The sequence below is a fragment of the Pseudomonas sp. NFR02 genome (genome assembly GCF_900119375.1).
Lineage (GTDB): Bacteria > Pseudomonadota > Gammaproteobacteria > Pseudomonadales > Pseudomonadaceae > Aquipseudomonas > Aquipseudomonas paracarnis.
The window spans coordinates 467,921-493,590 of the sequence record NZ_FPJJ01000004.1 but is presented as its reverse complement, the minus strand read 5'-3'; the positions used below and the strand labels follow the sequence as shown (position 1 = coordinate 493,590).

At 62.5% G+C, this 25,670-nt stretch carries 23 protein-coding genes; 18 read left to right on the top strand and 5 right to left on the bottom strand.

Annotation, left to right across the window (positions count from 1 at the left end):
• Window positions 1–169 precede the first annotated feature (169 nt).
• The 8 genes from prmA (at window position 170) to BT199_RS15585 (ending at window position 10,650) form a co-directional block, all read left to right on the top strand.
• Window positions 170–1,048 (top strand): 50S ribosomal protein L11 methyltransferase, encoded by an 879-nt coding sequence (gene prmA / locus BT199_RS15620; RefSeq protein ID WP_034126418.1) that lies wholly within the window; start codon window positions 170–172, stop codon window positions 1,046–1,048.
• Window positions 1,049–1,078: 30 nt separating this feature from the next.
• Window positions 1,079–2,338, top strand: coding sequence for a DUF3426 domain-containing protein (locus BT199_RS15615; protein WP_072434915.1), 1,260 nt, complete (start codon window positions 1,079–1,081; stop codon window positions 2,336–2,338).
• Between the two features lie 185 nt (window positions 2,339–2,523).
• Window positions 2,524–3,537: a tRNA dihydrouridine synthase DusB gene (dusB, locus tag BT199_RS15610; protein WP_003188182.1), complete on the top strand. Its 1,014-nt coding sequence runs from the start codon at window positions 2,524–2,526 to the stop codon at window positions 3,535–3,537.
• The gene (fis, locus tag BT199_RS15605) at window positions 3,534–3,854 is read left to right on the top strand and encodes a DNA-binding transcriptional regulator Fis (RefSeq protein WP_002555375.1); all 321 of its coding nucleotides are present in this window, start codon (window positions 3,534–3,536) and stop codon (window positions 3,852–3,854) included. Before dusB ends, fis begins: the two co-directional genes overlap by 4 nt.
• Before the next feature lie 82 nt (window positions 3,855–3,936).
• On the top strand, window positions 3,937–5,544 hold the full coding sequence (gene purH / locus BT199_RS15600; protein WP_014716728.1) for a bifunctional phosphoribosylaminoimidazolecarboxamide formyltransferase/IMP cyclohydrolase: 1,608 nt from the start codon (window positions 3,937–3,939) through the stop codon (window positions 5,542–5,544).
• Between the two features lie 125 nt (window positions 5,545–5,669).
• Window positions 5,670–6,962, top strand: a complete 1,293-nt coding sequence (gene purD / locus BT199_RS15595; protein ID WP_014716727.1) for a phosphoribosylamine--glycine ligase — start codon at window positions 5,670–5,672, stop codon at window positions 6,960–6,962.
• A 116-nt stretch (window positions 6,963–7,078) separates the two neighbouring features.
• A complete protein-coding gene (locus tag BT199_RS15590) occupies window positions 7,079–9,853 on the top strand; it encodes a hybrid sensor histidine kinase/response regulator (protein WP_072434913.1) in 2,775 nt (924 codons plus the stop codon).
• A gap of 200 nt (window positions 9,854–10,053) precedes the next feature.
• Window positions 10,054–10,650 (top strand): MarC family protein, encoded by a 597-nt coding sequence (locus BT199_RS15585; RefSeq protein ID WP_003171467.1) that lies wholly within the window; start codon window positions 10,054–10,056, stop codon window positions 10,648–10,650.
• Here BT199_RS15585 and BT199_RS15580 read toward each other — a convergent pair.
• The 5 genes from BT199_RS15580 to cobG form a co-directional block, all read right to left on the bottom strand.
• A complete protein-coding gene (locus tag BT199_RS15580; RefSeq protein WP_019818279.1) occupies window positions 10,647–11,426 on the bottom strand; it encodes a hypothetical protein in 780 nt (259 codons plus the stop codon). The genes BT199_RS15585 and BT199_RS15580 overlap by 4 nt on opposite strands.
• Window positions 11,427–11,662: 236 nt before the next feature.
• Entirely contained in the window at window positions 11,663–13,300 is a 1,638-nt protein-coding gene (gene cobJ / locus BT199_RS15575) for a precorrin-3B C(17)-methyltransferase (protein ID WP_032904018.1), read from the bottom strand.
• A complete protein-coding gene (locus BT199_RS15570; protein WP_019818281.1) occupies window positions 13,300–14,031 on the bottom strand; it encodes a precorrin-2 C(20)-methyltransferase in 732 nt (243 codons plus the stop codon). The genes cobJ and BT199_RS15570 overlap by 1 nt, the downstream gene beginning before the upstream one ends.
• Window positions 14,031–14,657: a precorrin-8X methylmutase gene (locus tag BT199_RS15565; protein WP_014716722.1), complete on the bottom strand. Its 627-nt coding sequence runs from the start codon at window positions 14,655–14,657 to the stop codon at window positions 14,031–14,033. The genes BT199_RS15570 and BT199_RS15565 overlap by 1 nt, the downstream gene beginning before the upstream one ends.
• Window positions 14,650–15,996, bottom strand: coding sequence for a precorrin-3B synthase (gene cobG, locus BT199_RS15560; RefSeq protein WP_032904724.1), 1,347 nt, complete (start codon window positions 15,994–15,996; stop codon window positions 14,650–14,652). Before cobG ends, BT199_RS15565 begins: the two co-directional genes overlap by 8 nt.
• Before the next feature lie 38 nt (window positions 15,997–16,034).
• Between cobG and cbiE the strand changes: the two genes are divergently transcribed.
• The 10 genes from cbiE to urtA all read left to right on the top strand — a co-directional run bounded on the left by cbiE (window position 16,035) and on the right by urtA (window position 25,581).
• Window positions 16,035–17,240, top strand: coding sequence for a precorrin-6y C5,15-methyltransferase (decarboxylating) subunit CbiE (cbiE, locus tag BT199_RS15555; protein ID WP_072434912.1), 1,206 nt, complete (start codon window positions 16,035–16,037; stop codon window positions 17,238–17,240).
• Window positions 17,237–17,962 carry a cobalt-precorrin-6A reductase gene (locus BT199_RS15550; RefSeq protein ID WP_072434910.1) on the top strand — a complete coding sequence of 242 codons (726 nt, stop codon included), beginning with the start codon at window positions 17,237–17,239 and terminating at the stop codon, window positions 17,960–17,962. Before cbiE ends, BT199_RS15550 begins: the two co-directional genes overlap by 4 nt.
• Window positions 17,963–18,018: 56 nt before the next feature.
• Window positions 18,019–18,351 (top strand): type II toxin-antitoxin system RelE/ParE family toxin, encoded by a 333-nt coding sequence (locus BT199_RS15545; protein ID WP_019818285.1) that lies wholly within the window; start codon window positions 18,019–18,021, stop codon window positions 18,349–18,351.
• Window positions 18,352–18,356: 5 nt separating this feature from the next.
• Window positions 18,357–18,680: a helix-turn-helix domain-containing transcriptional regulator gene (locus tag BT199_RS15540; protein WP_014716718.1), complete on the top strand. Its 324-nt coding sequence runs from the start codon at window positions 18,357–18,359 to the stop codon at window positions 18,678–18,680.
• A 469-nt stretch (window positions 18,681–19,149) separates the two neighbouring features.
• Entirely contained in the window at window positions 19,150–19,542 is a 393-nt protein-coding gene (locus tag BT199_RS15535) for a DUF2946 domain-containing protein (RefSeq protein WP_003188156.1), read from the top strand.
• A gap of 47 nt (window positions 19,543–19,589) precedes the next feature.
• Entirely contained in the window at window positions 19,590–20,072 is a 483-nt protein-coding gene (locus tag BT199_RS15530; RefSeq protein ID WP_072434908.1) for a copper chaperone PCu(A)C, read from the top strand.
• A 10-nt stretch (window positions 20,073–20,082) separates the two neighbouring features.
• Window positions 20,083–20,484, top strand: a complete 402-nt coding sequence (locus BT199_RS15525) for a DUF2946 domain-containing protein (protein ID WP_032873444.1) — start codon at window positions 20,083–20,085, stop codon at window positions 20,482–20,484.
• Between the two features lie 93 nt (window positions 20,485–20,577).
• Window positions 20,578–22,638 (top strand): TonB-dependent copper receptor, encoded by a 2,061-nt coding sequence (locus tag BT199_RS15520; RefSeq protein ID WP_072434906.1) that lies wholly within the window; start codon window positions 20,578–20,580, stop codon window positions 22,636–22,638.
• A gap of 118 nt (window positions 22,639–22,756) precedes the next feature.
• The gene (locus BT199_RS15515) at window positions 22,757–24,121 is read left to right on the top strand and encodes a PepSY-associated TM helix domain-containing protein (RefSeq protein ID WP_072434904.1); all 1,365 of its coding nucleotides are present in this window, start codon (window positions 22,757–22,759) and stop codon (window positions 24,119–24,121) included.
• A 194-nt stretch (window positions 24,122–24,315) separates the two neighbouring features.
• Window positions 24,316–25,581: an urea ABC transporter substrate-binding protein gene (gene urtA, locus BT199_RS15510; RefSeq protein ID WP_003188149.1), complete on the top strand. Its 1,266-nt coding sequence runs from the start codon at window positions 24,316–24,318 to the stop codon at window positions 25,579–25,581.
• The last annotated feature ends 89 nt before the right edge of the window (window positions 25,582–25,670 follow it).

Below are 25,670 nucleotides of genomic sequence, written 5' to 3'. Positions count from 1 at the left end.
AGCCGCCTTCGGGCGGTTTTGTTGTTTATGGGCCACCGCCCCCCGATCGTTCCCACGCTCCGCGTGGGAACGATCGTCGGCGCAGTCGTCTTCTGGCTTGCTCTCGCGTAAACTTGCGCGCTTTCGCGGCCTGCCCGCCGCACATTCATTTTTTTCAAAGGTGCCCGCCATGCCTTGGCTGCAAGTCCGTCTCGCCATCAGCCCAGAACAAGCCGAAACCTACGAAGACGCGTTCCTCGAAGTGGGTGCCGTGTCGGTGACCTTCATGGACGCCGAAGACCAGCCGATCTTCGAGCCGGAACTCAATACCACGCCGCTGTGGTCCCACACCCACTTGCTGGCCCTGTTCGAAGACGGCACCGACGCCGCTGCCGTGCTGGCCCATATGGAACTGCTCACCGGCAGCCCGCTGCCCGAGCATCACAGCGAAGTCATCGAAGACCAGGACTGGGAACGCAGCTGGATGGATAACTTCCAGCCCATGCGCTTCGGCCAGCGCTTGTGGATCGTGCCAAGCTGGCACGCCGCTCCCGAGCCAGACGCCGTCAACCTGCTGCTGGACCCGGGCCTTGCGTTCGGTACCGGCACGCACCCGACCACCGCCCTGTGCCTGGAATGGCTGGACGGCCAGGACCTGACCGACAGCAACGTACTGGACTTCGGCTGCGGCTCGGGGATCCTGGCCATCGCCGCCCTGCTGCTGGGCGCCAAGGAGGCCGTGGGTACCGATATCGACGTGCAGGCCCTGGAAGCCTCCCGCGATAACGCCGGGCGCAACAACATTGCCGAAGGCAAATTCCCACTCTACCTGCCTGAGGACCTTCCCCAGGTTCAGGCCGACGTACTGGTCGCCAATATCCTCGCCGGGCCACTGGTGTCGCTGGCGCCGCAACTGTCGAGCCTGGTCAAGCCGGGCGGGCGCCTGGCGCTCTCGGGCATCCTGGCCGAGCAAGGTGAAGACGTGGCTGCGGCCTACGCCAAGGACTTCGAGCTGGACCCGATCGCCAACCGTGATGGCTGGGTACGCATCAGCGGTCGTCGGCGCTAGAATGAGCGCTTGCCTGAATTGGATGGCCGCATGACCGACAGTTTCGTCACCCAGTGCCCACATTGCCAATCGCGTTTTCGCGTCAACCACGCTCAGTTGAGCGTGGCCCGCGGCGTGGTGCGTTGCGGCTCGTGCCTGCAAGTATTCAACGCCGCTCGCCAGTTGCTGGAGCAACGGGCCCAGGCGTCTGCGCCGGAGCCTGAAGTGCCGACCACCGCCGAGCCGGCCGCCGAACCGACTGTCGAAACGCCTCCCGAGCCACCGCGGGCCATCAGCCAGAAGCAGTGGACGGCCGAAGAGCTGGACCTGGATAACCTGGACAAGGAACTGGCCAGGCTGGAACGTCGCGAGATCCAGCACACCCAGGCAGTGGGCGCAGAACGTCGCCAGCCAGGCGCCGACCGTCGGCAAAAGGAAGAGTCCTTCAGTGCCAGCCGCGACACGGTCAAGGCCGAGGAAGAAAAATGGGCGGCCAGCCTGTTCAGTGAGCCACCCGAAGAGCGTGCACAGGCACCAGAAGAAGAGCCCGAGCCGGTTAAGGCACCTGCGTCCAAACAGCGCACCGAACCGTCCATGTCTGCCCACGTCGACGAACTCGATGACGAACCAGCTCTGCACGCCACTACCGTGGATGACGACCTCGACCCGCCGCTGACACCCACCCGCGACGAGCACGATGAGCCTGAACCCGAAGACCGCGCGTTCGCGCGACGCAAGCGCGCGCGAACGGAGGCCGGTGTACACGATGAGTTGCTCCAGGACCTGGAAGACGACCCCCTGCACCTGTATGCGCAGAAGCGTCCGTCAGGCTGGGGTCGCCGTCTGCTCTGGATATTGTTGGTCGTACTCGCCGCCGCCGGCCTGGCCGGCCAGTACATCGCCTACCAGTTCGACGACCTGGCCCGCCAGGACGCCTATCGCCCGTGGTTCCAGACGCTATGCCCGAAACTGGGGTGCACCGTGCCATCGCGGGTCGACATTACCCATATCAAGAGCAGCAACCTGGTGGTGCGCAGCCACCCCGAGTTCGCCGGGGCACTGGTGGTGGATGCCATCCTCTATAACCGCGCGACCTTCTCCCAGCCCTTCCCACTGCTGGAGCTGCGCTTTGCGGACTTGAACGGCAGCCTGATTGCCAGTCGTCGCTTCAAGCCCGCCGAATACCTGAGCGGCGAGTTGGCCGGCGTGAGCGAAATGCCCTCGCAGACGCCGATCCACATCTCCCTGGACATCCTGGACCCCGGCAACAAAGCCGTGAATTACAGCCTGAGCTTCCATTCACCCGAGTGAAACGGCGCGCCCACCGAGGTTTGACGGCGGATTATTGACTTGGCCATCGTCAACCAAACCGATGGCGATAAAAAAATAACTGTTCAGATTTTATCCAATTCAGCCTTTAACCCGTCATCGAGAGCGGGTATCATGCCAACCCTTTTTCGAACTCTAATGATCCGGCCCCACAACAGGGAAGTCCTATGTCGGCGGTACGCATCGGCCCATACACATTGCAGAACGGCTTGATCCTCGCCCCGATGGCGGGTGTCACCGACCAGCCCTTTCGTCAGCTGTGCAAGCGTTTGGGCGCGGGTCTAGTAGTCTCTGAAATGGTTACCAGCGACATGAGTTTGTGGAACACCCGCAAGTCGCGGATGCGCATGATCCACGAAGGTGATCCCGAGCCACGCTCGGTGCAGATCGCCGGTGGCGATGCGCAGATGCTGGCGGATGCAGCCCGGGCCAATGTGGAGCTGGGTGCACAGATCATCGATATCAACATGGGCTGCCCGGCCAAAAAGGTCTGCAACAAGGCCGCCGGTTCCGCGCTGTTGAAAGATGAGCAGTTGGTCGCCGAGATCCTGCAGGCCGTTGTCGGCGCAGTAGATGTACCGGTGACCCTGAAGATTCGTACCGGTTGGGACCGGGACAACAAGAATGGCCTGACGGTGGCGAAGATCGCTGAACAGGCTGGTATTGCAGCGCTGGCGGTGCATGGCCGCACCCGCGCCGACCTTTACACCGGTGAAGCCGAGTACGACACCATTGCCGCGATCAAGCAGGCCGTGTCGATGCCCGTCTTTGCCAATGGCGACATCGACAGTGCCGAGAAAGCCCGGCGCGTGCTGCACGCGACCGGTGCCGATGGTTTGTTGATTGGCCGGGCCGCCCAGGGGCGGCCGTGGATTTTTCGTGAAATCGAGCATTTCCTGCGTACTGGTGAAGTCTTGCCGGCACCAGAGTTGGTCGAGGTGGAACGTATTCTGCTAGAGCATCTGGCCGCCCTGCACGCCTTCTATGGGGACGTGATGGGAGTACGCATTGCTCGCAAGCATGTCGGCTGGTATCTCGCCACCTTGCCGGGCGCCAAGGAATTCCGCGCTCAGTTCAATCGTTTGGATGAAACGCAGGCACAGGTCGCCACCGTTCGTGAGTTCTTCGCCGGACGCGACAAGAGCCTGGGAACAGGGGATGGAGAAGGGGTGGCCGCATGACGATGATGACCGAGACTTTAGTGAGTGGAACAACACCCGTGAGCGACAACGTCAATTTGAAACAGCACCTCAACACGCCTAGCGAAGAAGGCCAGACCCTTCGCGGGAGTGTCGAGAAGGCGCTGCACAATTATTTCGCCCACCTTGAGGGCGCTTCCGTCACGGATGTGTACAACCTGGTGCTCTCCGAAGTCGAGGCGCCCTTGCTCGAAAGCGTGATGAACTACGTCAAGGGCAACCAGACCAAAGCCAGTGAGCTGCTGGGCCTCAACCGTGGCACCTTGCGCAAAAAGCTCAAGCAGTACGATTTGCTGTAAGCATTCAATCAAACCAGAAAGGCGCCCGCGTAAAACCGGTCGCCTTTTTTGCTGACTTCCTTTGCTTTTGATGGAAATTGAGATGACCGACCAGACCACCCGCCTGCCGATCCGCCGTGCCTTGATCAGTGTTTCCGACAAGACCGGGATCCTTGAATTTGCCCGGGAGCTGGAAGCCCTGGGTGTGGAAATCCTCTCCACGGGCGGGACCTTCAAACTGCTGCAGGACAACGGCGTGGCCGCAGTGGAAGTCGCGGACTACACCGGTTTCGCAGAAATGATGGACGGTCGCGTCAAGACCCTGCACCCGAAAATCCACGGCGGCATCCTTGGCCGTCGCGGCATCGACGACGCCATCATGACCGAGCACGGCATCAAGCCGATCGACCTGGTGGCCGTTAACCTCTACCCGTTCGAAGCCACCATCAACAAGCCAGGCTGCGACCTGCCGACCGCCATCGAAAACATCGATATCGGCGGCCCGACCATGGTGCGCTCGGCGGCCAAGAACCACAAAGACGTGGCCATCGTGGTCAACGCCAGTGACTACGCCAACGTCCTGGAAAACCTCAAGGCCGGTGGCCTGACCTACGCCCAGCGCTTCGACCTGATGCTCAAGGCGTTCGAACACACCGCCGCCTACGACGGCATGATCGCCAACTACATGGGCACCGTGAACCAGGCGGCTGACACCCTCAGCACCGAAGGCCGCAGCCAGTTCCCGCGCACCTTCAACAGCCAGTTCATCAAGGCCCAGGAAATGCGCTACGGCGAGAACCCGCACCAGAGCGCGGCGTTCTACGTGGAAGCCAAGCCTGCCGAAGTGGGCATTGCCACCGCGACCCAACTGCAAGGCAAAGAACTTTCCTACAACAACGTGGCCGATACCGACGCCGCGCTGGAATGCGTGAAGAGCTTCGTCAAACCGGCCTGCGTGATCGTCAAGCACGCCAACCCGTGCGGCGTGGCCGTCAGCCCGGACGCTGAAGGCGGTATCCGCCAGGCGTACGAACTGGCCTACGCCACCGACACCGAATCCGCATTCGGCGGCATCATTGCCTTCAACCGCGAACTGGATGCCGAGACCGCCAAGGCCATCGTCGAGCGCCAGTTCGTCGAAGTGATCATCGCCCCAAGCGTCAGCGAAGAAGCCCGCGCCATCGTCGCCGCCAAAGCCAACGTGCGCCTGCTGGCCTGTGGCGAGTGGTCGGCAGACCGCGCCGCGGCCTGGGACTACAAGCGCGTCAATGGCGGCCTGCTGGTACAGAGCCGCGACATCGGCATGATCGGCAGCCAGGACCTGAAAGTCGTGACCAAGCGCGCGCCGACCGAGCAAGAGATCAACGACCTGATCTTCGCCTGGAAAGTGGCCAAATACGTCAAGTCCAACGCCATCGTCTACGCCAAGAACCGCCAGACCATCGGTGTCGGCGCTGGTCAGATGAGTCGCGTGAACTCGGCGCGTATCGCCGCGATCAAGGCTGAGCACGCCGGTTTGCAGGTGGTGGGTTCGGTGATGGCTTCCGATGCATTCTTCCCGTTCCGTGACGGCCTGGACAACGCTGCAAAAGCCGGCGTGACCGCCGTGATCCAACCGGGCGGTTCGATGCGTGATGCAGAAGTCATCGCCGCCGCTGATGAAGCTGGCATTGCGATGGTCTTCACCGGCATGCGCCACTTCCGCCACTGATTGATCGTTCCCACGCTCCGCGTGGGAACGCAGCCAGGGACGCTCCGCGTCCCTCGGACGCAGAGCGTCCGTAGAGGCATTCCCACGCAGAGCGTGGGAACGATCATCCTAACGAGGTTTTTGAAATGAATGTTTTGATCATTGGCAGCGGTGGCCGTGAACACGCCCTGGCCTGGAAAGTAGCCCAGGACCCACGCGTGCAGAAAGTCTTCGTGGCCCCCGGCAACGCCGGCACCGCCATCGAAGCCAAGTGCGAAAACGTCGCCATCGACGTGCTGGCCCTGGAGCAACTGGCAGATTTTGCCGAGAAGAATGTTTCCCTGACCATCGTCGGCCCGGAAGTGCCACTGGTGGCAGGCGTCGTCGATCTGTTTCGCAGCCGTGGCCTGGACTGCTTCGGCCCTACCGCGGGCGCCGCCCAGCTGGAAGGCTCGAAAGCCTTCACCAAGGACTTCCTGGCTCGCCACAAGATCCCCACGGCCGACTACCAGAACTTCACCGAGATCGAGCCGGCCCTGGCTTACCTGCGTGAGAAAGGTGCACCGATCGTGATCAAGGCCGATGGCCTGGCTGCCGGTAAAGGCGTGATCGTCGCCATGACCCTGCAGGAAGCCGAAGACGCCGTGCGCGACATGCTCGCCGGCAATGCCTTTGGTGACGCCGGCTCGCGGGTGGTCATCGAGGAATTCCTCGATGGCGAAGAAGCCAGCTTTATCGTGATGGTCGACGGCAAGAACGTATTGCCGATGGCCACCAGCCAGGACCACAAGCGCGTCGGCAACGGCGACAGCGGCCCGAACACCGGCGGCATGGGTGCCTACTCCCCGGCACCCGTCGTAACCGCCGACGTGCACCAGCGCGTCATGGACCTGGTGATCTGGCCAACCGTGCGCGGCATGGCGGATGAAGGCAACGTATACACCGGTTTCCTCTATGCCGGCCTGATGATCGACAAAGCAGGTAACCCCAAAGTCATCGAGTTCAACTGCCGCTTCGGCGATCCGGAAACCCAACCGGTGATGCTGCGTCTGCAATCGAGCCTGGTGCTGCTGGTGGAAGCCGCCCTCGCCCAGGCCCTGGACAAGGTCGAAGCGCAGTGGGACCCACGTCCTAGTGTTGGGATTGTGCTGGCGGCCGGTGGCTACCCTGCCGACTACGCCAAGGGCGATGTGATCGAAGGCCTCGACGCCGCCGCTGCGCTGGAAGGCAAGGTGTTCCACGCGGGCACCGCGCTCAAGGACGGCAAAGTTGTAACCGCCGGTGGCCGCGTATTGTGCGCCACCGCGATGGGTGCCAGTGTCGATGCCGCGCAACAACAGGCCTACAAACTGGCGGCGAAAATCGACTGGAAAGGCTGCTTCTACCGCACCGACATTGGCTACCGTGCCATTGCCCGCGAACGTGGTGAGAACAACTGAGTAGCTACACTTGCAGTAGCTATCCGTTCGGTTAGGTAAGGGCCTTTGGCCCTTGCCGTACCCTGTCGCCCCGCGCATAGTTAACCCGTGCATCCACCTACCGAAGGGATTTCGCCGTGCGCTGGCTCAGGATCGCCATAGGTTTCACAATCAGTCTACTGACCCTGCTCTGCTTGCTACCGGCCCAGGCCGCCGCACAAGGCAGTGGCTGGGCGGTATTGCTTGATGAACAGGCCGACCTGCAACTGAGCGACATCCGTTCCGCCCGCTATACCAATCAATTCAGCCCCATCGAACTGGACCGGATCACTGCCGCGCAGCCGGACGGTGCGTTGTGGGTGCGCTTCAGGCTGCAACCCGGCAAGCACGAACAAGTGCTGCGGGTGTTTGCCCCGGACCTGTCCAGCCTGAGCCTGTACGTACTGGACGGCGACACCCTGGTGGAGCAGCAAATCACCGGCACTCGCCAACCCCAGGCTGAGCGCCCGTTGCCCAGCAGTGACTTCATGTTACCGATGCCCCAGAGCCCGCGGCCCCTGGAGGTGTATTTGCGCCTGGTCTCGGAACACGAACTGCGCCCTTACATCACCCTGGAACCGGCGGTGCAGGCCGCTGCCAACCAGAACCAGACATTGATCTACGGTCTGCTGTTCGGCGTGCTGTCGATGCTGATCCTGCACAACCTCACGCGCTTCGCCTACCACCGCTCGCGCAGTAGCCTGTGGCTGGCCGCGTGCGAATTCCTGTTGATGCTCAGCCTGGCGCTACTGCTCAACCTGGTGGGGCCGTGGCTGCCGAACTGGCACGCGATCCAGACCCCTGGCGCCTACCTGGCCCTACTGCTGACCGCACCCTGCGGGTTGATGTTTGCCTACCGCTTTTTCATGCCACTGGGCCCGCATCCGCTGAACAAAGTGTTGATGGCGGACATCCTGCTGATCGTCCTGTGCGGCTTGCTGTTGTTGTTCGTCAACACCTTGCCGCTGAACATCATCACCTATGCCCTGGTCGCGCTGGCGGGCCTGAGCATGCTGTTCGTCTCGGCCTATCATTGGCAAAAAGGCTACCGCCCGGCGCGCTTGTTCGTGGCGGCCATGGTGGTGTTCAACATCGGCACGCTGATCATCCTGCCCGCCCTGCTCGGCCTCACCCTGGTGGCGCCACAAGGCCTGATCGTCACCCTGCTGAGCTTTATCTGCCTCAGCGGCCTGCTGATGAGCCTGGCCCTCGGCGAGCGCCAGCGCGCCATTGTCGAAACCCGCTTCAGCCTGAGCCGCGACCTGGCGGCCAGCAACGCCGAAATCGCCGCCAAGGCCGAGTTCCTGGCGAAGATCAGCCACGAAATCCGCACGCCCATGAACGGTGTGCTGGGCATGACCGAGTTACTGCTGGGCACGCCGTTGTCGGTGAAGCAACGCGACTATGTGCAGACCATCCACAGCGCCGGTAACGAGTTGCTCACCCTGATCAACGAAATTCTCGACATTTCCAAGCTCGAATCCGGTCAGATCGAACTGGATGATGTGCAGTTCGACCTCAATGCATTGATCGACGACTGCCTGAGCATCTTCCGCGCCAAGGCCGAGCAGCAGAATGTCGAGCTGATCAGCTTTATCCAGCCTCAGGTGCCACGGGTGATCAGCGGTGATCCGACGCGACTGCGCCAGGCGCTGCTGAGCCTTTTGGAAAACGCCCTGCACAAAACCGATGAAGGCGAAGTGCTGATCGTCGTCGCCCTGGATGAGCGCAGCCCCAAGCCACGCCTGCGCATTGCCGTGCAAGACAGCGGCGTACCCATGGAAGCCGCCGAACGCGACGCCCTGCTGCACAGCGAACTGCACAGCAAGAACTTCCTCTCGGCGACGCGCTTGAGCGGCCACCTGGGCCTGGTCATTGCCCGCCAATTGATCCTGTTGATGAACGGCGAGTTCGGCATCAAAAGCGGCAGTCACCAGGGCAGCACCCTGTGGCTGACCCTGCCCCTGGACCCGGAACGCCTGGAGCATCCGACCAGCGACCTCGACGGCCCGCTCAAGGACGCCCGCGTACTGGTGGTGGACGATAACGACACCTGCCGCAAAGTGCTGGTGCAGCAGTGCACGGCCTGGGGCCTGAACGTCAGCGCCGCGCCTTCGGGCAAGGAGGCCCTGGCGCTGCTGCGTACCAAAGCGCACCTGCGTGATTACTTTGACGTGGTGCTGCTGGACCAGAACATGCCCGGCATGACCGGCATGCAACTGGCGGCGAAGATCAAGGAAGATCCGAGCCTGAACCACGACATACTGCTGATCATGCTCACCGGCATCAGTAACGCGCCGAGCAAGATCATTGCGCGCAACTGTGGGATCAAGCGCATTCTCGCCAAGCCAGTGGCGGGTTATACCCTCAAGACCACCCTGGCCGATGAGCTGACCCAGCGCAGCAAAGGCGCCCTCGTTGCACGCCCGGCCCCCAGCGCACCGGCAGCCATTACCGTGCCCAGCGATTTCCGCATCCTGGTAGCCGAAGACAACAGCATCTCCACCAAAGTGATTCGCGGCATGCTCGGCAAGCTCAACCTCAACCCGGACACCGCCAGCAACGGCGAAGAAGCGCTGCAGGCAATGAAAGCCCAGCGTTATGACCTGGTATTGATGGACTGTGAGATGCCGATCCTCGATGGTTTCTCCGCCACGCAGCAACTGCGGGCGTGGGAAATCAGCCATCAACGCGTGCGCACGCCGGTGGTGGCGCTTACCGCGCATATCCTGTCGGAACACAAAGAACGCGCACGCCAGGCGGGCATGGACGGGCATATGGCCAAGCCGGTGGAACTGTCGCAACTGCGCGAGCTGGTGGACTACTGGGTGGCGCAGCGCCAACAGCGCCCTGAGCACAGCACCCTTTCCTGATGATCGTTCCCACGCTCCGCGTGGCAACGCCGCCCGGTAAGCTCCGCGTCCTGCTTGAACGCGACGCAGAGCGTCACTGGATGCATTCCCACGCAGAGCATGGGAACGATCAGCAGAGCGCGGGAACGATCAGCCAGCTCCCACATTTGATCTGTGTCGGATAGACTCCTCCACACTTTCCCCGCCCGCGAGCCGCCCCCATGCTCCATGTGTTGTTCAGCGTTTACCTGAAGATGCTGGTGCTCTACAGCCCGTTCTTTGTGCTGTCCTGCTTTATCAGCCTGACCCGTGGCTACTCCAGCAAGGAGCGTCGGCGCCTGGCGTGGAAAGTTGCACTGGCCACCCTGGTATCGAGCGTGTTGCTCTACCTGTTCGGTCGGGTAATTTTCAGCGTGTTCGGCATTACCGTGGATGCGTTCCGTATCGGCGCCGGCAGCGTGTTGTTTATCTCCGCATTAGGCATGGCTCAGGGCAAGTCGGCGGTGCAGACCGACAACGTGCAGCAGGACGTGACCATCGTGCCGCTGACCATCCCGCTCACCGTCGGCCCCGGCACCATTGGCGCCTTACTGGTGATGGGCGTCAGCCAACCGCACTGGGACGATAAGCTCACCGCCATCCTCAGTATTGCCCTGGCCAGCCTGACGGTGGGCGTGGTGCTGTACCTGTCCAACCGTATCGAACGCATTCTCGGCGACCAGGGCTTGCAGATTGTCAGCCGGTTGATGGGCCTGTTCGTCTGCGCCCTGGCCGCGCAAATCATTTTTACCGGGGTACGCGGCTACCTGGTGCCCTAGATCCGGTATTTGGCGATAGCCATTTCCACTTTGTCACCGGCGCTTTCGCGCATCAGTTGGATGGTTTTCTCGTTGACCATCGAGGTATTGAGCACCAGGCAAGTCTGCCCGCTGAAGGCCTCGAACGAGGAGCTGTCCCACTCCAGGAAGGGCAGGCCCACCTGTTTATCCACACCATGGGTGCTGTAGGTCACCAGCACCATGATCAACTCGCCGTCTGTTTCAACGCAGGAGGCCAGGCCGAAATCGCCGCCCTCACGCACTGCGCAATTGCGCTTGAACAGCTCGAAAGATGCTGGCTGGCGCTTCAGTGCGTCCAGCGCATCGGCAGCCAGCTTTGGCAATGCGCTGAGCAGTGGCCCGGACAGCGCCGTCGACGTCAGCATCGAGGCGATGATATTCAGCGCCGCCAGTTGCACCGTCAGGCCCTTGCCCGCACGCGAGACTCGCTCAAAGCGACTGCGCAGCGGCAGCCACCCCAGGCTGACCATAACCTTGATAAATTCCTCGTACCACGCCTCGCTGCCTCGCTGGACGTTCAGCACATCGCTCACATAACTGCTGGCCAGCAGATAGCTTTTGCGCACGTATTCCCGATTCAACGCCGACAAGCCTTCGGCAAACGAAATCACGCCGTTGTTGACCACGGCCGCATTGCAATCATCCTCGCTATCCAACACTGCCGTGGCCTGCCTGGCAGGTGCGCCCGGTAACTTGTAGGCGGCAATCAACTTGCGCCTTTTTTTGCTGTTGATCCTTTTGTGACGTCGCTCCATTTTCTGTTCTCCACAAGCACCCCACATGGGGCTTGCTTCCACACTAGTCCAGGGAGCGGCGGGGTTTCCATGCGACAAACATCCCTTGGCCTGCCCCGCCCAAAACCAGCGTCCAGCAATGACAAGGCGCGGCGGGCAGGCGTGCGGTTTTCATCGCATAAAAAAGAAAAAGCTCCGAACAACGCCAGGGGAATCCCTGGGATATTCGGAGCTTTCCGGCAGCCAACGGGGCTGTTTCAGGAGTTGGGTTTGTTGCCATACCAACGTGGCGTGTACACCCACTCGCCGCCACCCGCACGCGGGAACACACAAGTGGTGGATGAACCGATCAGTACCATGGTGCGCATGTCCACCTGCTCGGGCGTCAGTTGCCCCAAGGTGGTGACGCGCAGTGTCTGGCCTGGGCGGCCGATGTCACGGCCCAGCACCACTGGCGTCTGTGGCGTGCGATGCAGCGCGACGATTTCCAGGGCGCGCCCCAGTTGCCAAGGCCGCGACCGCGAGATCGGGTTGTAGAACGCCAAGGCCAGGTCGGCCTGGGAAGCCAGGTCCAGGCGTTTTTCGATGATAGACCAAGGCTTGAGGTTATCCGACAGCGACATCACACAGAAGTCATGCCCCAGCGGCGCGCCTGCCTGGGCGGCGGTGGCCAGCGAGGCGGAGACCCCTGGCAGGATTTCCAGGTCGACCTGATGCCAGGCCGGCTCGCTGGACTCGTGCAGCGCCTCGATCACCGCCGCGGCCATGGCGAATACACCCGGGTCACCAGAGGACACCACCACCACCGAGCGGCCTTGCGCAGCTAGCTCGAAGGCGTGGCGGGCGCGCTGCATTTCTTCGCGGTTGTCGGTGCAGTGTTGCACTTGATCGTCACGGAATGGCCCGGCCATGCGCACGTAGGTTTCATAGCCCAGCACATCGGTGCAACGCGCCAGTTCCGCCTTCACCGCCGGCACCATCAGTTCTGCGGCGCCGGGGCCCAGGCCAATCACCGCCAGCCGCCCGCGCGGGCGCCCAACCTGTGACAGGTCCAAGGGCTGCTCGGCCACGGTAATACTGATGTCCGCAACGGGTGTCAGCGCGGCAAAGCGCAACGGTACACCCAAGGCCGACGCGGCCTCATGCAAGGACGCGTCAGCCATCTGCAGGTCGCTGGCCAGCAAGCAGGCCAGGGATTGCACGGCCACGCCCGCCTCCTGCAACGCCGTGCGCACACGCTCGGCCAATTGCGCACCCGGCCGGCAGGTAACGTAGACATTCTGCGGGTAAATCAGCAACTCGTTGGCTGTCGGTGTGCGCTCGGCACTGCCTACATGAATCGCCAGGCGCGCTTGTTGATCCTGAGGCAGGTTAGCGTCCTCCAGCCATGGCGCCGTGCCTTCGATACGCACGCTTTCGCCGGCCAGAAGGTCGGAGACAAAGCGTTTGCCCAACTCGATGTCGGCCAGTTGATAACCCGCTGGCGGGTTGAGCAGGCAGGTGCCAAAACGCAACTCGCCGCTGGTGGTGATGGCGGCAGACACGCCGAGTGCTGCGCCAATGTCGCGCGCCATCAGGTTCACGCCACCCAGGCCACCGAGCAACGGCACCACCGCGCTGCCGTCTTCGGCCACGGCCAGCACGGCGGGCTCTTCGCCCTTTTCCAGCAGCAACGGCGCCAGGGTGCGGATCACAATGCCCGCGGCGCACAGGGCAATCAGTGGCGTGCCCTGCTGATAAAGCTGACGCAAGGTCGCGCCGAATTCGCTGTAGGTGCGGTCTGCACCTTCAACCCGTGTGGCCAAACCGTGGATCAACGCGCCGGGGTAAACCTGCTGAAGCTTGCGCGCAGTCGCCAGGCTGCCCTGGCCCAGAATCACAATCGCCGGGGTCATCAACCTTGCCACCGTTCACCGGGCACGATGATCAGTGAGAAATACGGCGACGACATCGGCTCCACCTGATCCAGCGGCACGATCTTCTGGTTGGCCATGGTCGCGCGTTCCACGTACAACGCCCGCTCGGCCAGACCCAGTTCTTCCAACACCTGGCGCACTTTCGGAAAGTTGCGCCCCAGCTTCATGATCACTGCGGCATCGGCATCCGCCAAGCGGCGCTTGAGGTCCTCGTGGGGCAACACGCCCGAGAGCACCGACAAGCTCTGGTTGCGATACACCAACGGCGCGCCGAGTACCGAGGCACCACCGAGCATCGAGCACACGCCTGGAATCACCTCGGCGTCGTAGCGCTCGGCCAGGCGGTCATGCAGGTACATGTAGGAGCCGTAGAAAAACGGGTCACCTTCGCAGATCACCGCCACGTCGCGGCCCGCGTCCAGGTGCGCGGCCACGTCGAGGCTGGCGTTGTCGTAGAAGTCGCTGATCACTTGCTCGTAGGACAGCGGCGCGGGCAGCACTTCGGTGGTCACCGGGTACACCAGCGGCATCAGGGTCTGTTGCGGCACCAGGTGGTCCTCGATGATGCCGAAGGCGTTGCCCTTCTTGCCCTTGGCCACGAAGTACGCCACCACCGGCGATTCGCGCAGCAAGCGCAGAGCCTTGACGGTGATCAGTTCCGGGTCGCCGGGGCCTACGCCCAGGCCAAGCAAACGTCCGCGCACCTGCATTATTCGACCTCCGTGGCCAGGGCATTGACGGCGGCGGCAGCCATGGCGCTGCCGCCCAGGCGACCTTGCATGATCACGAACGGCACCCCACGGCTGTCAGCGGCGAGCATGGCCTTGGATTCGGCGGCGCCGACAAAACCCACCGGGAAACCGAGGATCAACGCCGGTTTCGGCGCGCCGGCGTCGAGCATTTCCAGCAGGTAGAACAACGCGGTCGGCGCGTTGCCGATCACCACCACGCTGCCCTCCAGGTGCGGGCGCCACAGCTCAAGGGCGGCGGCGGAACGGGTGTTGCCCAGCTCCCGCGCCAGCTCCGGCACGCTGTCGTCACGCAGGGTGCAGATCACCTGGTTATTGGCCGGCAGGCGTGTGCGAGTCACGCCTTCGGAGACCATCCGCGCATCGCACAGAATCGGCGCGCCAGCGGCCAACGCGTCACGCCCGGCCTTGCCGGCCCCTTCGGAGAATTGCAGGCCGTCGATGGCTTCGACCATGCCGCACGCATGAATCACCCGCACCGCGAGTTTTTCCAAATCAGCCGGGATGCGGTCCAACTTGGCTTCCGCGCGAATAATGGCGAAGGAGTTGCGATAGATCTCCTGACCGTCGCGGATGTAATCAATCATCGGTGTTGCTCCGTGGACGAGCGCGCAACAGGGCGCCCGCCGCTTCAATGGAAAGAGTGCGCGCGTGCAGCCGGCCAAAACCAGGCTGGGCTGCATCGCGAAAATAGAGGTCGTAGTGGCCGGGGCTCACCGCCAGCAAGGTGACTGGCGCGGTGTGCGCGGCAGCACAGGAGCGCGGGCAGCCGGACAGATGCACCTCAACGCCCGATTGCAGAGCGGCCAGTTGCACGGCGTCGGCCTTGGTGTCGGCCAGGCCTTTTGCGCAGCCGCTGGAACCGGTGCAGGCAATCATGCGCGCCAGCGGGTGGCCGAGCGAGCAGATAAAGCCCAGTTGCGCCAGGCGCTCGGTCACGGCGTGAGGCTTTTCGACGTTGGGCACCAGCACACCTTGCCAGGGGGTGAAGCGCAAGGTGCCGTCCCCATAGTCGCTGGCCAGTTGTGCGGCGCCCTTGAGCATCGTCGGGTCCAGGCGGCCCAAGGGCGCGAGGGCGGCGACGTAGAACTGATTCTTTTGCACTTGTGGATAAGTGCCCACCTGGAGCGACGGGTCGCTGGGCGGGCGCTCGAAGCCGTCGATTGGCAGCAACGGCAAGCGCAAATGGCTCAGTACGTTATCCACAGGCAAATGACGCATACGCGTTTGCTCTGGGGTGGCGAGGTCCAGAAAGGTTTCCAGCACAGCCACTACCAACTCAAGGCCTTGGCCCAATGGCACGGCGGCCAGGGGCGCATCCAGGCCCGGACAGCCGGCCAGGCCGAACGCGAGCAGGGTTTCGCCGTGGCGTACGAAGGCCGATAACCACAGGTCGTGGTGATGTTCGAGCATCGCCAGGTCCTCGCCACCATCGAGTTGCACCGCGAACTTGGCCGACAATTCATGGAAACGCGGATGGTTCTCCAGAGTGGCGAGGATCTGTGCGGCCAGCGGGCGGGTGTCGAACAGCATCTGCGGGTCGATGCCGGCGCTGGGGCTGAGCATCAGGTTGCGCACGTCGTCACCGCCCGCGTTGCTGGGGCCCAGGCCCGCCGCCAGCAGCCGGGCGATCAACGCCTCCTGCTCGGCGCCGATGCCGCGGATCTGCAGGTTGGCGCGGTTGGTCGCCTCGATCACCCCGCCCGCATACGCCTGGGCCGCGTCCGCCACGGCGTGGGCCTGGGCGGCAGTGATCGCGCCGCCCGCCAATTTGACTCGGCAAATGCCGCCGTCCAACGCCTGCACAATACGCAGCAACCCCGGACAAGCCGAGGGGCGCAAGGTATTCACAGCGGGCGTTGGGTTCACGGGGCTACCGGTTGACGGGTAAAGGCGCGGTATTATGCCTGCTTTGTCCGGCGGCATGAAAAGCCTGCCCGTCGGATGTCGTTCAAGGAATTGATATGTCGCCCTGGCTGACGGTTGTAGGCATCGGTGAAGACGGCTTCAAAGGCCTGGGCAGGAATGCCCGGCATGCCTTGCTGCGCGCCACGCGGATTATAGGTGCTCAGCGCCAGTTGGACCTGCTGCCGCAGTGTATTGGTGGCGAGCGCCAGCTGTGGCCGAGCCCGTTTTCCCTGGAGCCGGTGTTGTCGCGGCGTGGAGAGCCTGTGTGCGTATTGGCCAGTGGCGACCCGATGTTCTATGGCGTCGGCGCCAGCCTGGCCCGGCAAGTGGCGGCTGAGGAGTTGACGATTTTGCCAGCGCCCTCGTCGGTATCCCTGGCGGCGGCGCGCGTGGGCTGGCCGTTGCAGGAGGTGGTGACATTGTCGGTAGTGGCGCGGCCATTGGCGGCAATCAACGCGCATTTGGCCAGTGGCGTGCGCTTGTTGGTACTGAGCAATGATGGCAGCAGTCCCGCCTTGATTGCTGCGTTGTTAACCGAGCGCGGTTTTGGTCCCAGCCGCATCAGTGTGTTTGAACACTTGGGCGGCCCGGCTGAACGGCGTATCGACGGGCACGCGCAAGCGTGGGAGCACACCGCGGTTGCCGATTTGAACCTGGTCGCCATCGACTGCCTGGCGGATACGAACGCACCGCGTCTGTCGCGTCTTGCCGGCTTGCCGGACTCAGCCTTCAAACACGATGGCCAACTGACCAAGCGCGATGTGCGCGCCATGACCCTCGCCCGCCTCGCGCCCATGCCGGGCGAACTGTTATGGGACGTGGGCGCGGGCAGTGGCTCCATCGGTATTGAATGGATGCGCACCCATCCCAGCTGTCGTGCCTTGGCGATTGAAGCCGACACCGGCCGCCAGAGCCTGATCGAACACAACCGCGACGCCCTCGGGGTGCCCGGTCTGCAACTGATTCGCGGCAAGGCGCCGGAGGCGTTAAGCGGCCTGGAAACACCAGACGCCATCTTCATCGGCGGCGGCGTCACCCGCGACGGCGTGCTCGATACCTGCTGGCAACACCTGCGCCCCGGTGGCCGCCTGGTTGCCAATGCCGTGACCCTGCAAAGCGAAATGACCTTGATGAACTGGCGTGCCGAGCATGGCGGCGAACTGACCCGCATCCATGTGGCCCAGGCGCAGCCCTTGGGCGAGTTCGATACCTGGCGCCAGGCACTGCCGATCACGTTGCTGGAAGTGATCAAGCCGCTATGAAAAGAATTCTGCTGCTGGGCGGCGTCACGGAAGCGCTGGCCATCGCCCGCACCTTGGGGCCTGAACACGTCTACAGCCTGGCCGGCGTGGGCCGCGTACCCACCGACCTCACCTGCCAGGTGCGGGTCGGCGGCTACGGCGGTAGTGAAGGCCTGGCGCAGTTTGTACGTGCCGAACGCATCAGCCTGATCCTTGATGCTACGCACCCGTATGCGGCGCAGATCAGCCGCAACGCGGCCGAGGCTGCAAGGGCATGCGGCGTACCTTGCTGGGCATTGCGACGCCCGGCCTGGCAGCCGCAGCCGGGGGATGACTGGCGAGAGGTCGCCGACTGGGCCGAATTGGTCGAAGCGCTCAAACCCTTCAAGCGCCCTCTGTTCACCTTGGGTCGCGAACCCTTGCAGCACCTCGACGAAATCCCCGCCGAGCAGTTCTGGACCTTGCGCGCGCTGGATGTGTATCCGGGCAACAAGCGCTGTGAAGTGATCGGCGCACGCGGGCCGTTCCTCATCGAGGACGAGCGGGCGTTATTCGAAGAACGGCGAATTGATGTGCTGATCAGCAAGAACAGCGGCAGCACCGCCACCGAGCCGAAGCTGGAAGTGGCGCGTGAGCGTGGGGTGCAGGTGTTGGTGTTGAAGCGGCCGGTGTTGGCTCAAGTAGATAGGGAATTCCTGTCGTCTGAAGAAACACTCAGCGCGTTGGCAAACTTCACTCGATGAGTCAGGATCGCTCGCTTGCTTGATTAGTAACCTATTTGTTACCTTCAGGACGGCTAATGATTGAGATCGAAGAATACCAACGCGACAACGATTCCAGTCCGTTCGATGAGTGGTTTTCATCCTTGAGTGTCCCAGCGGCAACTCGAGTTTCAACCGCTTTAGTTCGGCTTGAAACAGGCAACACCAGCAACATCAAGTGGTTCGATGGGCTAGGCGAATACCGTATCGACTGGGGACCCGGCTTGCGAATCTATTTGATACGAGAAGGACATCGATTAATCATCCTGTTCGGTGGTGGTGATAAGTCCAGTCAAAAGCGCGATATCAAGGTCGTAAAGTCGCTGATTAACGAGTATCAGCGTGACAAGAAATTGAAACAAAAGAGGTGACCAGCATGGCGCTTACCCGTAGCTACAAACACACCATCGCTGAACGTGCCCAGCGAGACCCTGCATTCGCCCAAGCGCTTCTCGACGAGGCCGCTACGCTATTTCTCAATGGCGAGCCGGAAATATCTCGCGTGATCCTGCGTGATTTAGTCAACGCCACAGTAGGCTTTGAAGGCCTTGCGAAACAAACCGCCAAACCTAGCAAAAGCCTGCACCGAATGCTTTCGGCCAGCGGCAACCCCAGCATGGATAACCTTGCGGCGATTTTTGCCGTGATTAGAAAAGCCCTGGGGGTCGATATGCAGGTCCACGGCGTACCCGCTGCATAATTTGGGAGCGGGCTCGCTCGCGAAGGCAGTGTGTCGGCCGAAACATCCAGCGACTGACACACCGCTTTCGCGAGCAAGCCCGCACACACTTTGGAATTGCGTTATCAAATGACGGTAGTAGATCAGCCAGCCAAGGCGCTAGCTCAATCAACTGCGCAACCATTGGCTGGAAAAAGCCCTATACCTGACTTGATCGTTCCCACGCTCCGCGTGGGAATGCATCCTGTGACGCTCCGCGTCACGGCTTTAAAAGCGGACGCAGAGCGTCCAACGCGGCATTCCCACGCAGAGCGTGGGAACGATCAGCCCGCCTGGTACGCTGCGTCCCTTCTGCAAAATTGGCAAGCGGCCGTTCTCGTCTATCCTCAAACCCACCACTGCGACACCAAACCACACCCGCCCTTTTTACTTATCCCCCCCGATCAGGCTAAATACCCGCCTGATCGTTTAACCCTACGGATTATCCGCCATGGCCCGTCAACGCTTTGCAATTGCCTGGATCGCCTGCCTTGCAGTGCTGTTCAATGCGTTTGCCATGCCGTTGGCCAGTGCGATGCAGCAGACGGATGACCCGATCAAGCGTCTGATGTGGGGCGGGTTCTGTTCGTCCAATGGCGCGAGCCTCAAGGCGATTGCCCTGGGCAAGCTGGAAATCCCGGCGCCGCCGGATGATCACTCGGCTATGCAGCATTGCTGGTGTTGCTCGGGTTCGGCGCCGTTGGTGGCGTTGCCAGGGCATGTGCCGCAGTTGTATGTGACGCGCTTCGAGGCGGTGCAGAGCCTGCCGCCGCGCTTATTGCGCAATCCCACCCCGCGCCAGCAATGGCCAAGCCTTAACCCCCGCGCCTCTCCAACGGTCTGAACTTCTTCGCAAGTGAACTGCGTTTAGAACCGTTCTGGAGAACTGCCATGCTTAAATCTTCCCTGCTTCTGGCTGCGTTGCTGCTGCCGGTGTTCAGTGCTGCCAATGCCGATGACTACAAGGCCGGAGACTTGGAGGTCAGCAATCCCTGGTCCCAGGAATTGCCGCCGAATGCGCCAACCGTCGCGGCGTACTTTGTGATTCATAACACTGGCGAGACGCCGGATCGCCTGCTCAGTGCCGAGACGCCCTTGGCGGAGAAAGCCGAATTGCATGAGCACGTAATGCAAGGCGATTTGATGAAGATGCAACAAGTGCCCAGCGTCGCCGTACCGGCCAAGGGTGAGCTGACCTTCGCGCCAATGGCCTATCACGTCATGCTGCTGGGCCTCAAGGACCGCAGCCTGCTGGCCGATGGCAAGCAATTCCCGCTGACCCTCACCTTCGAGAAAGCCGGCAAGGTCCAGGTGCAAGTGTCGGTGCAAAAAGCGCCACCGATGGCGGGTCACGAGCATATGCACGCCCAGTAAGCCAACCTCGATGGGCGCCCCTCGCGCCAGGTTGTCTCCCCACTACCGCGTGAAGCGCGGCAGTTGGATCAGCCTGTTCGCCATGCTGATGATCTTTATCGGTCCGCTGATTTCCCAGGCGATGCCGATGGATCATCACGCCGGTATGTCCATGGAAATGCCCATGGATATGCCGAGCGACCACGGTGAATCCCATCACACCCAAGCTCCAGCCGAACACCACGCACTCTGGGCCAAGTGCGGCTATTGCGACCTGCTATTCAGCTGCCCGGCCCTGCCCGGCAGTGTGTCGTTCGTGGCCCTCGGCACCCCGCCGCCCGCCAACGCCCTCACACCCGCCACGCGCCTGGGCCATGCCCGGCAGAGCATCTTCCCCGGCGCCCGTAGCCGTGCGCCGCCCATCGTTTCGTAAGCCCTTCACAGCGTTACTTCACCCCGGCCGACTTTAGACAGACAGCCGCAGGCTGCTGGCCGTGTTGTTTACGATTGATTGATGGAATTTGTCATGTCCAGGTTTTCTGCTGACACCCGTTTGGGAAGTACTGCCCTGCTCACCGCCTTATGCGGCGCACTATTGGCTGCCCACGCTCACGCCGACGAGCATGAGCTGAGCCCCACCGTCATCACCGCGATCGCCCCTAGCTCACCGCTGACCGTGGTCACCAACCCCAAAGACCCTCGCCAACCGGTGCCCGCCAGCGATGGCGGCGACTACCTCAAGACCATCCCCGGCTTCGCCCTGGTGCGTAACGGCGGCACCAATGGCGATCCGGTGCTGCGCGGCATGTTCGGCTCGCGCCTGAATATCCTCACCAACGGCGGCATGATGCTCGGCGCCTGCCCGGGCCGCATGGATGCGCCAACTTCGTACATTTCGCCGGAAACCTACGACAAGCTCACCGTGATCAAAGGCCCGCAAACCGTGCTCTGGGGCCCGGGCGCGTCTGCCGGCACCATCCTGTTCGAGCGTGAGCCGGAGCAGTTCGGCGAGCTGGGCACACGGGTCAACGCCAGCGTATTGGCCGGCTCCAACGGGCGTTTCGACAAGGTCATCGATGCCGCTGCCGGCGGCCCATTGGGCTACGTGCGGGTGATCGGCAACCAGGCCCATGCCGACGACTACAAGGACGGCAACAACGACACCGTCGCCTCGCGTTATGACAAGTGGAACGGTGACGTGGCTGTGGGCTTCACGCCCGACGCCGACACCCTGCTGGAACTCACCGCCGGGCGTGGCGATGGTGAAGCGCGCTACGCCGGTCGCGGCATGGACGGCTCGCAGTTCCTGCGCGAAAGCCTGGGGCTGCGTTTCGAGAAATCCAATATCGGCGAGGTGCTGGATAAGGTCGAGGCCCAGGTCTACTACAACTACGCCGACCATGTGATGGACAACTACAGCCTGCGTGTCCCTTCGAGCACCGGCATGATGGCGGGCCCCATGGCGTCCAACGTCGACCGCCGCACCCTTGGCGCACGCATCAAGGCCACCTGGCGCTGGGCGGATGTGCAATTGATCAGCGGCCTGGATGCGCAGACCAATGAACACCGTGCGCGCAGCAGCATGGGCATCGACACGTATAAGGATTTGCCGCGCAACAAGGACGCCAATTTCCACAACTACGGTGTGTTCGGCGAACTGACCTGGTACGCCGCCGACAACGATCGCCTGATCACCGGCGCACGCCTGGACCGCGCCTCGGCCAAGGACTTCCGTCAACGCACCGGCTCGGGAATGATGTCGCGCCCGAACCCGACCGCCGGCGACACCCGCGCCGATACATTGCCCTCGGGCTTTGTGCGTTATGAGCACGACCTGGCGGACAGCCCCACCACGCTGTATGCCGGCCTGGGCCACGCGGAACGTTTCCCGGATTACTGGGAACTGTTCTCCCCCAACACCGGCGCGGCCGGTTCGGTGAATGCATTCGACGGCGTGAAGCCCGAGAAAACCACCCAGCTCGACTTCGGTGCCCAGTACAAGAGCGCCGACCTGGAAGCCTGGGTGTCGGGCTATGTCGGCCAGGTGCGCGACTTCATCCTGTTCGACTACAGGCCCGGCATGATGGGGACCACCTCCCAGGCGCGCAATGTGGACGCACGCATCATGGGCGGCGAAGTGGGCGCAGCGTACAAGCTGAGCCAACACTGGAAAGCCGACGCCAGCCTCGCCTATGCCTGGGGCAAGAACAGCAGCGACGGCAAGGCCCTGCCACAAATGCCACCGCTGGACACGCGCCTGGGCCTGACCTACAGCGAAGACGATTGGAGCGCTGGTGCGTTGTGGAGGGTGGTCGCGGCGCAACACCGTATCGACCCGAACAAAGGCAACGTGGTCGGCAAGGACTACGACAAGAGTGGCGGCTTCGGCGTGTTCTCGCTGAACGCGGCCTACCGCATCAACAAGCACTTCAAGGTCAGCACCGGCGTCGACAACTTGTTTGGCAAGGCCTACGCCGAGCATCTGAACCTGGCCGGTAACGCAGGCTTCGGTTACCCAGCCAACGACCCGCAGGCCATCAAGGAGCCGGGGCGTACGCTCTGGACCAAGGTGGACATGAGCTTCTAAAAGCATCGCAGGCAAGCCAGCTTCCACAGGTGGATTACAGTCCCCTGTGGGAGCTGGCTTGCCTGCGATGACGGTGTAACAGACCAAGAAAAATCAAAAGCCTTATGCGGAGCAGCCGATGACCACACAACAAAAAATTTCCTTCTACAACCTGGCCTGGCGCTGGCACTTCTACGCCGGCCTCTTCGTCGCCCCCTTCATGGTGCTGCTGGCCCTCACCGGCATCATCTACCTGTTCAAACCCCAGCTCGACCCGCTGATGTACGGCCACCTGCTCACCGTGCCCGCCGCCGAACATGCGCTGAGCGCCGACGAGCAACTGCAGCGCGCCCAGGCCGCCTACCCCCACGCCGCGATCAGCAAATACCTGCCCCCTGCCGGCGCCACTCGCAGCGCGCAGTTCGTGATGCGCAACGATGCCCACGAGGTGACGGTGTTCATCGACCCCTATCGCGGCACCGTCCTCGGTGAGCAAGACGCAAACAACAACCTGCAAGCCATCGTCCGCGCCCTGCACGGCGAACTGATGATCGGCACCGTGGGCGATCGCCTGATCGAATTGGCCGCTGGCTGGGGCGTGATGCTGGTGGTGTCCGGCCTGTACCTGTGGTGGCCGCGGGGCAAGTCCTCGGCCGGCGTGTTATGGCCGCGCATCGGCAGCCGTGGCCGCTTGTTCTGGCGTGACCTGCACGCTGTCGCCGGCTTCTGGGGCGCAGCGTTCCTGCTGGTGATGTTGCTCAGCGGCATGACCTGGACCGGCTTCTGGGGCAAGCAATACGCCGACCTGTGGAACACCTTCCCAGCCGCGATGTGGAACAGCGTGCCGCAGTCCGACCAGCAGGCCCGTGTGCTCAACACAGCCACCCAGCAAACCGTGCCCTGGGCCCTGGAAAACACGCCGATGCCAATGTCCGGCGACCACGCCGAGCATATGAATCACGGCGCAATGCACGCAGGCCCGGCCGCACCCACGGTGCGCCTGCAACAGGTGGTCGACCTGGCCAACACACGCAAGGTCGAGCCCGGCTACAGCATTACCTTCCCCACCACCGCCTCCGGTGTATTCACCGTCGCGGTGTTCGCCGACGACCCGCGCAACGACGCCACCCTGCACGTGGACCAGTACACCGGCAAGGTCCTGGCCGATGTACGCTGGGATCATTACAACCTGGTCGCACGCGCCACCGAGACCGGCGTGATGCTGCACGAAGGCAAGATGTTCGGCTGGGTCAACCAACTGATCGTGCTGGTGATCTGCCTGATGATTCTGCTCAGTGCGGTCAGCGGCGTGGTGATCTGGTGGAAGCGCCGGCCCCAGGGTGGACTGGGTGTACCGCCGCTGCGCCACGACCTGCCCAAGTGGAAAACCGCGATGGCGATCATGCTCGGGCTGGCGATCATTTTCCCGTTGGTAGGGGCTTCGTTGGTCCTGGTGTGGGCGCTGGATCGCTTGCTGCTGTCACGCATTAGCGCAACCGCCTGAAGCATTGTCGCCCAACGCCCTCTTTTGAAGCCTGCCGTGCACCCAACGGCCTCCGTGGCGCCAACCTGGTGCGCCACGGAGCGGCTTTACCTCCCGAACCCGCCGGTAAACCCGTGTCTGGCGTAGCAGGCACAGCCCTTGCAAAGCCCTGTGTATCTGCCCCACAACAATTATCGGTACACGGAGATCGCACCATGAAGCGTCGCAGCTTGATCAAGGCTTTCACTTTGTCGGCATCCATTGCCGCCATGGGTTTGACCTGGACCGTCCAGGCCGCCGAGACCATCAAGGTCGGCATCCTGCACTCGTTGTCCGGGACCATGGCGATCTCCGAAACCTCGCTCAAAGACATGGCGCTGATGACCATCGACGAGATCAACGCCAAAGGCGGGGTGAACGGCAAGATGCTCGAACCGGTGGTGGTAGACCCAGCGTCCAACTGGCCGCTGTTCGCCGAGAAAGGCCGCCAACTGCTGACCCAGGACAAGGTCGCCGTGGTGTTCGGCTGCTGGACCTCAGTGTCGCGTAAATCGGTGTTGCCGGTGTTTGAAGAACTCAACGGTTTGCTGTTCTACCCGGTGCAGTACGAAGGCGAAGAAATGTCGCCCAACGTGTTCTATACCGGTGCGGCGCCGAACCAGCAGGCGATCCCGGCGGTGGAATACCTGATGAGCGAAGAAGGCGGCAGCGCCAAGCGTTTCTTCCTGCTCGGCACCGACTATGTGTACCCGCGCACCACCAACAAGATCCTGCGCTCGTTCCTGCATTCCAAAGGCGTGGCGGATAAAGACATCGAAGAGGTCTACACCCCGTTCGGCCACGCCGATTACCAGACCATCGTCGCCAACATCAAGAAGTTCTCCGCCGGTGGCAAGACGGCTGTGGTCTCCACCGTCAATGGCGACTCCAACGTGCCGTTCTACAAAGAACTGGCCAACCAAGGCTTGAAAGCCACCGAGGTACCGGTGGTGGCGTTCTCGGTGGGTGAAGAAGAACTGCGTGGCATCGACACCAAGCCGTTGGTGGGCAACCTCGCGGCCTGGAACTACTTCCAGTCGGTGGAAAACCCGGTGAACCAGAAGTTCGTGGCCGACTGGAAAGCCTACGCCAAGAAACACAACCTGCCGGGCGCCGACAAAGCCGTGACCAACGACCCGATGGAAGCCACCTATGTGGGCATCCATATGTGGGCGCAGGCGGCGGAAAAAGCCAAGTCCACCGACGTCGACAAAGTGCGTGAAGCCCTGGGCGGCCAGACCTTCGCCGCGCCGTCGGGCTTCACCCTGACCATGGACAAGACCAACCACCACCTGCACAAGCCGGTGATGATCGGTGAGATCCAGGCCGACGGGCAGTTCTCGGTGGTGTGGCAGACCGAAGCGCCGATTCGTGCACAGCCGTGGAGCCCCTACATCCCGGGCAATGACAAAAAGCCGGACTATGCCGTGAAGAGCAACTAACGCCCCCCACAGCTCGAATGTAGGACATGGTCACTGTGGGCGCTGGCTTGCCTGCGATGCAAACAACTCGGTGTGCCTGACACACCGCA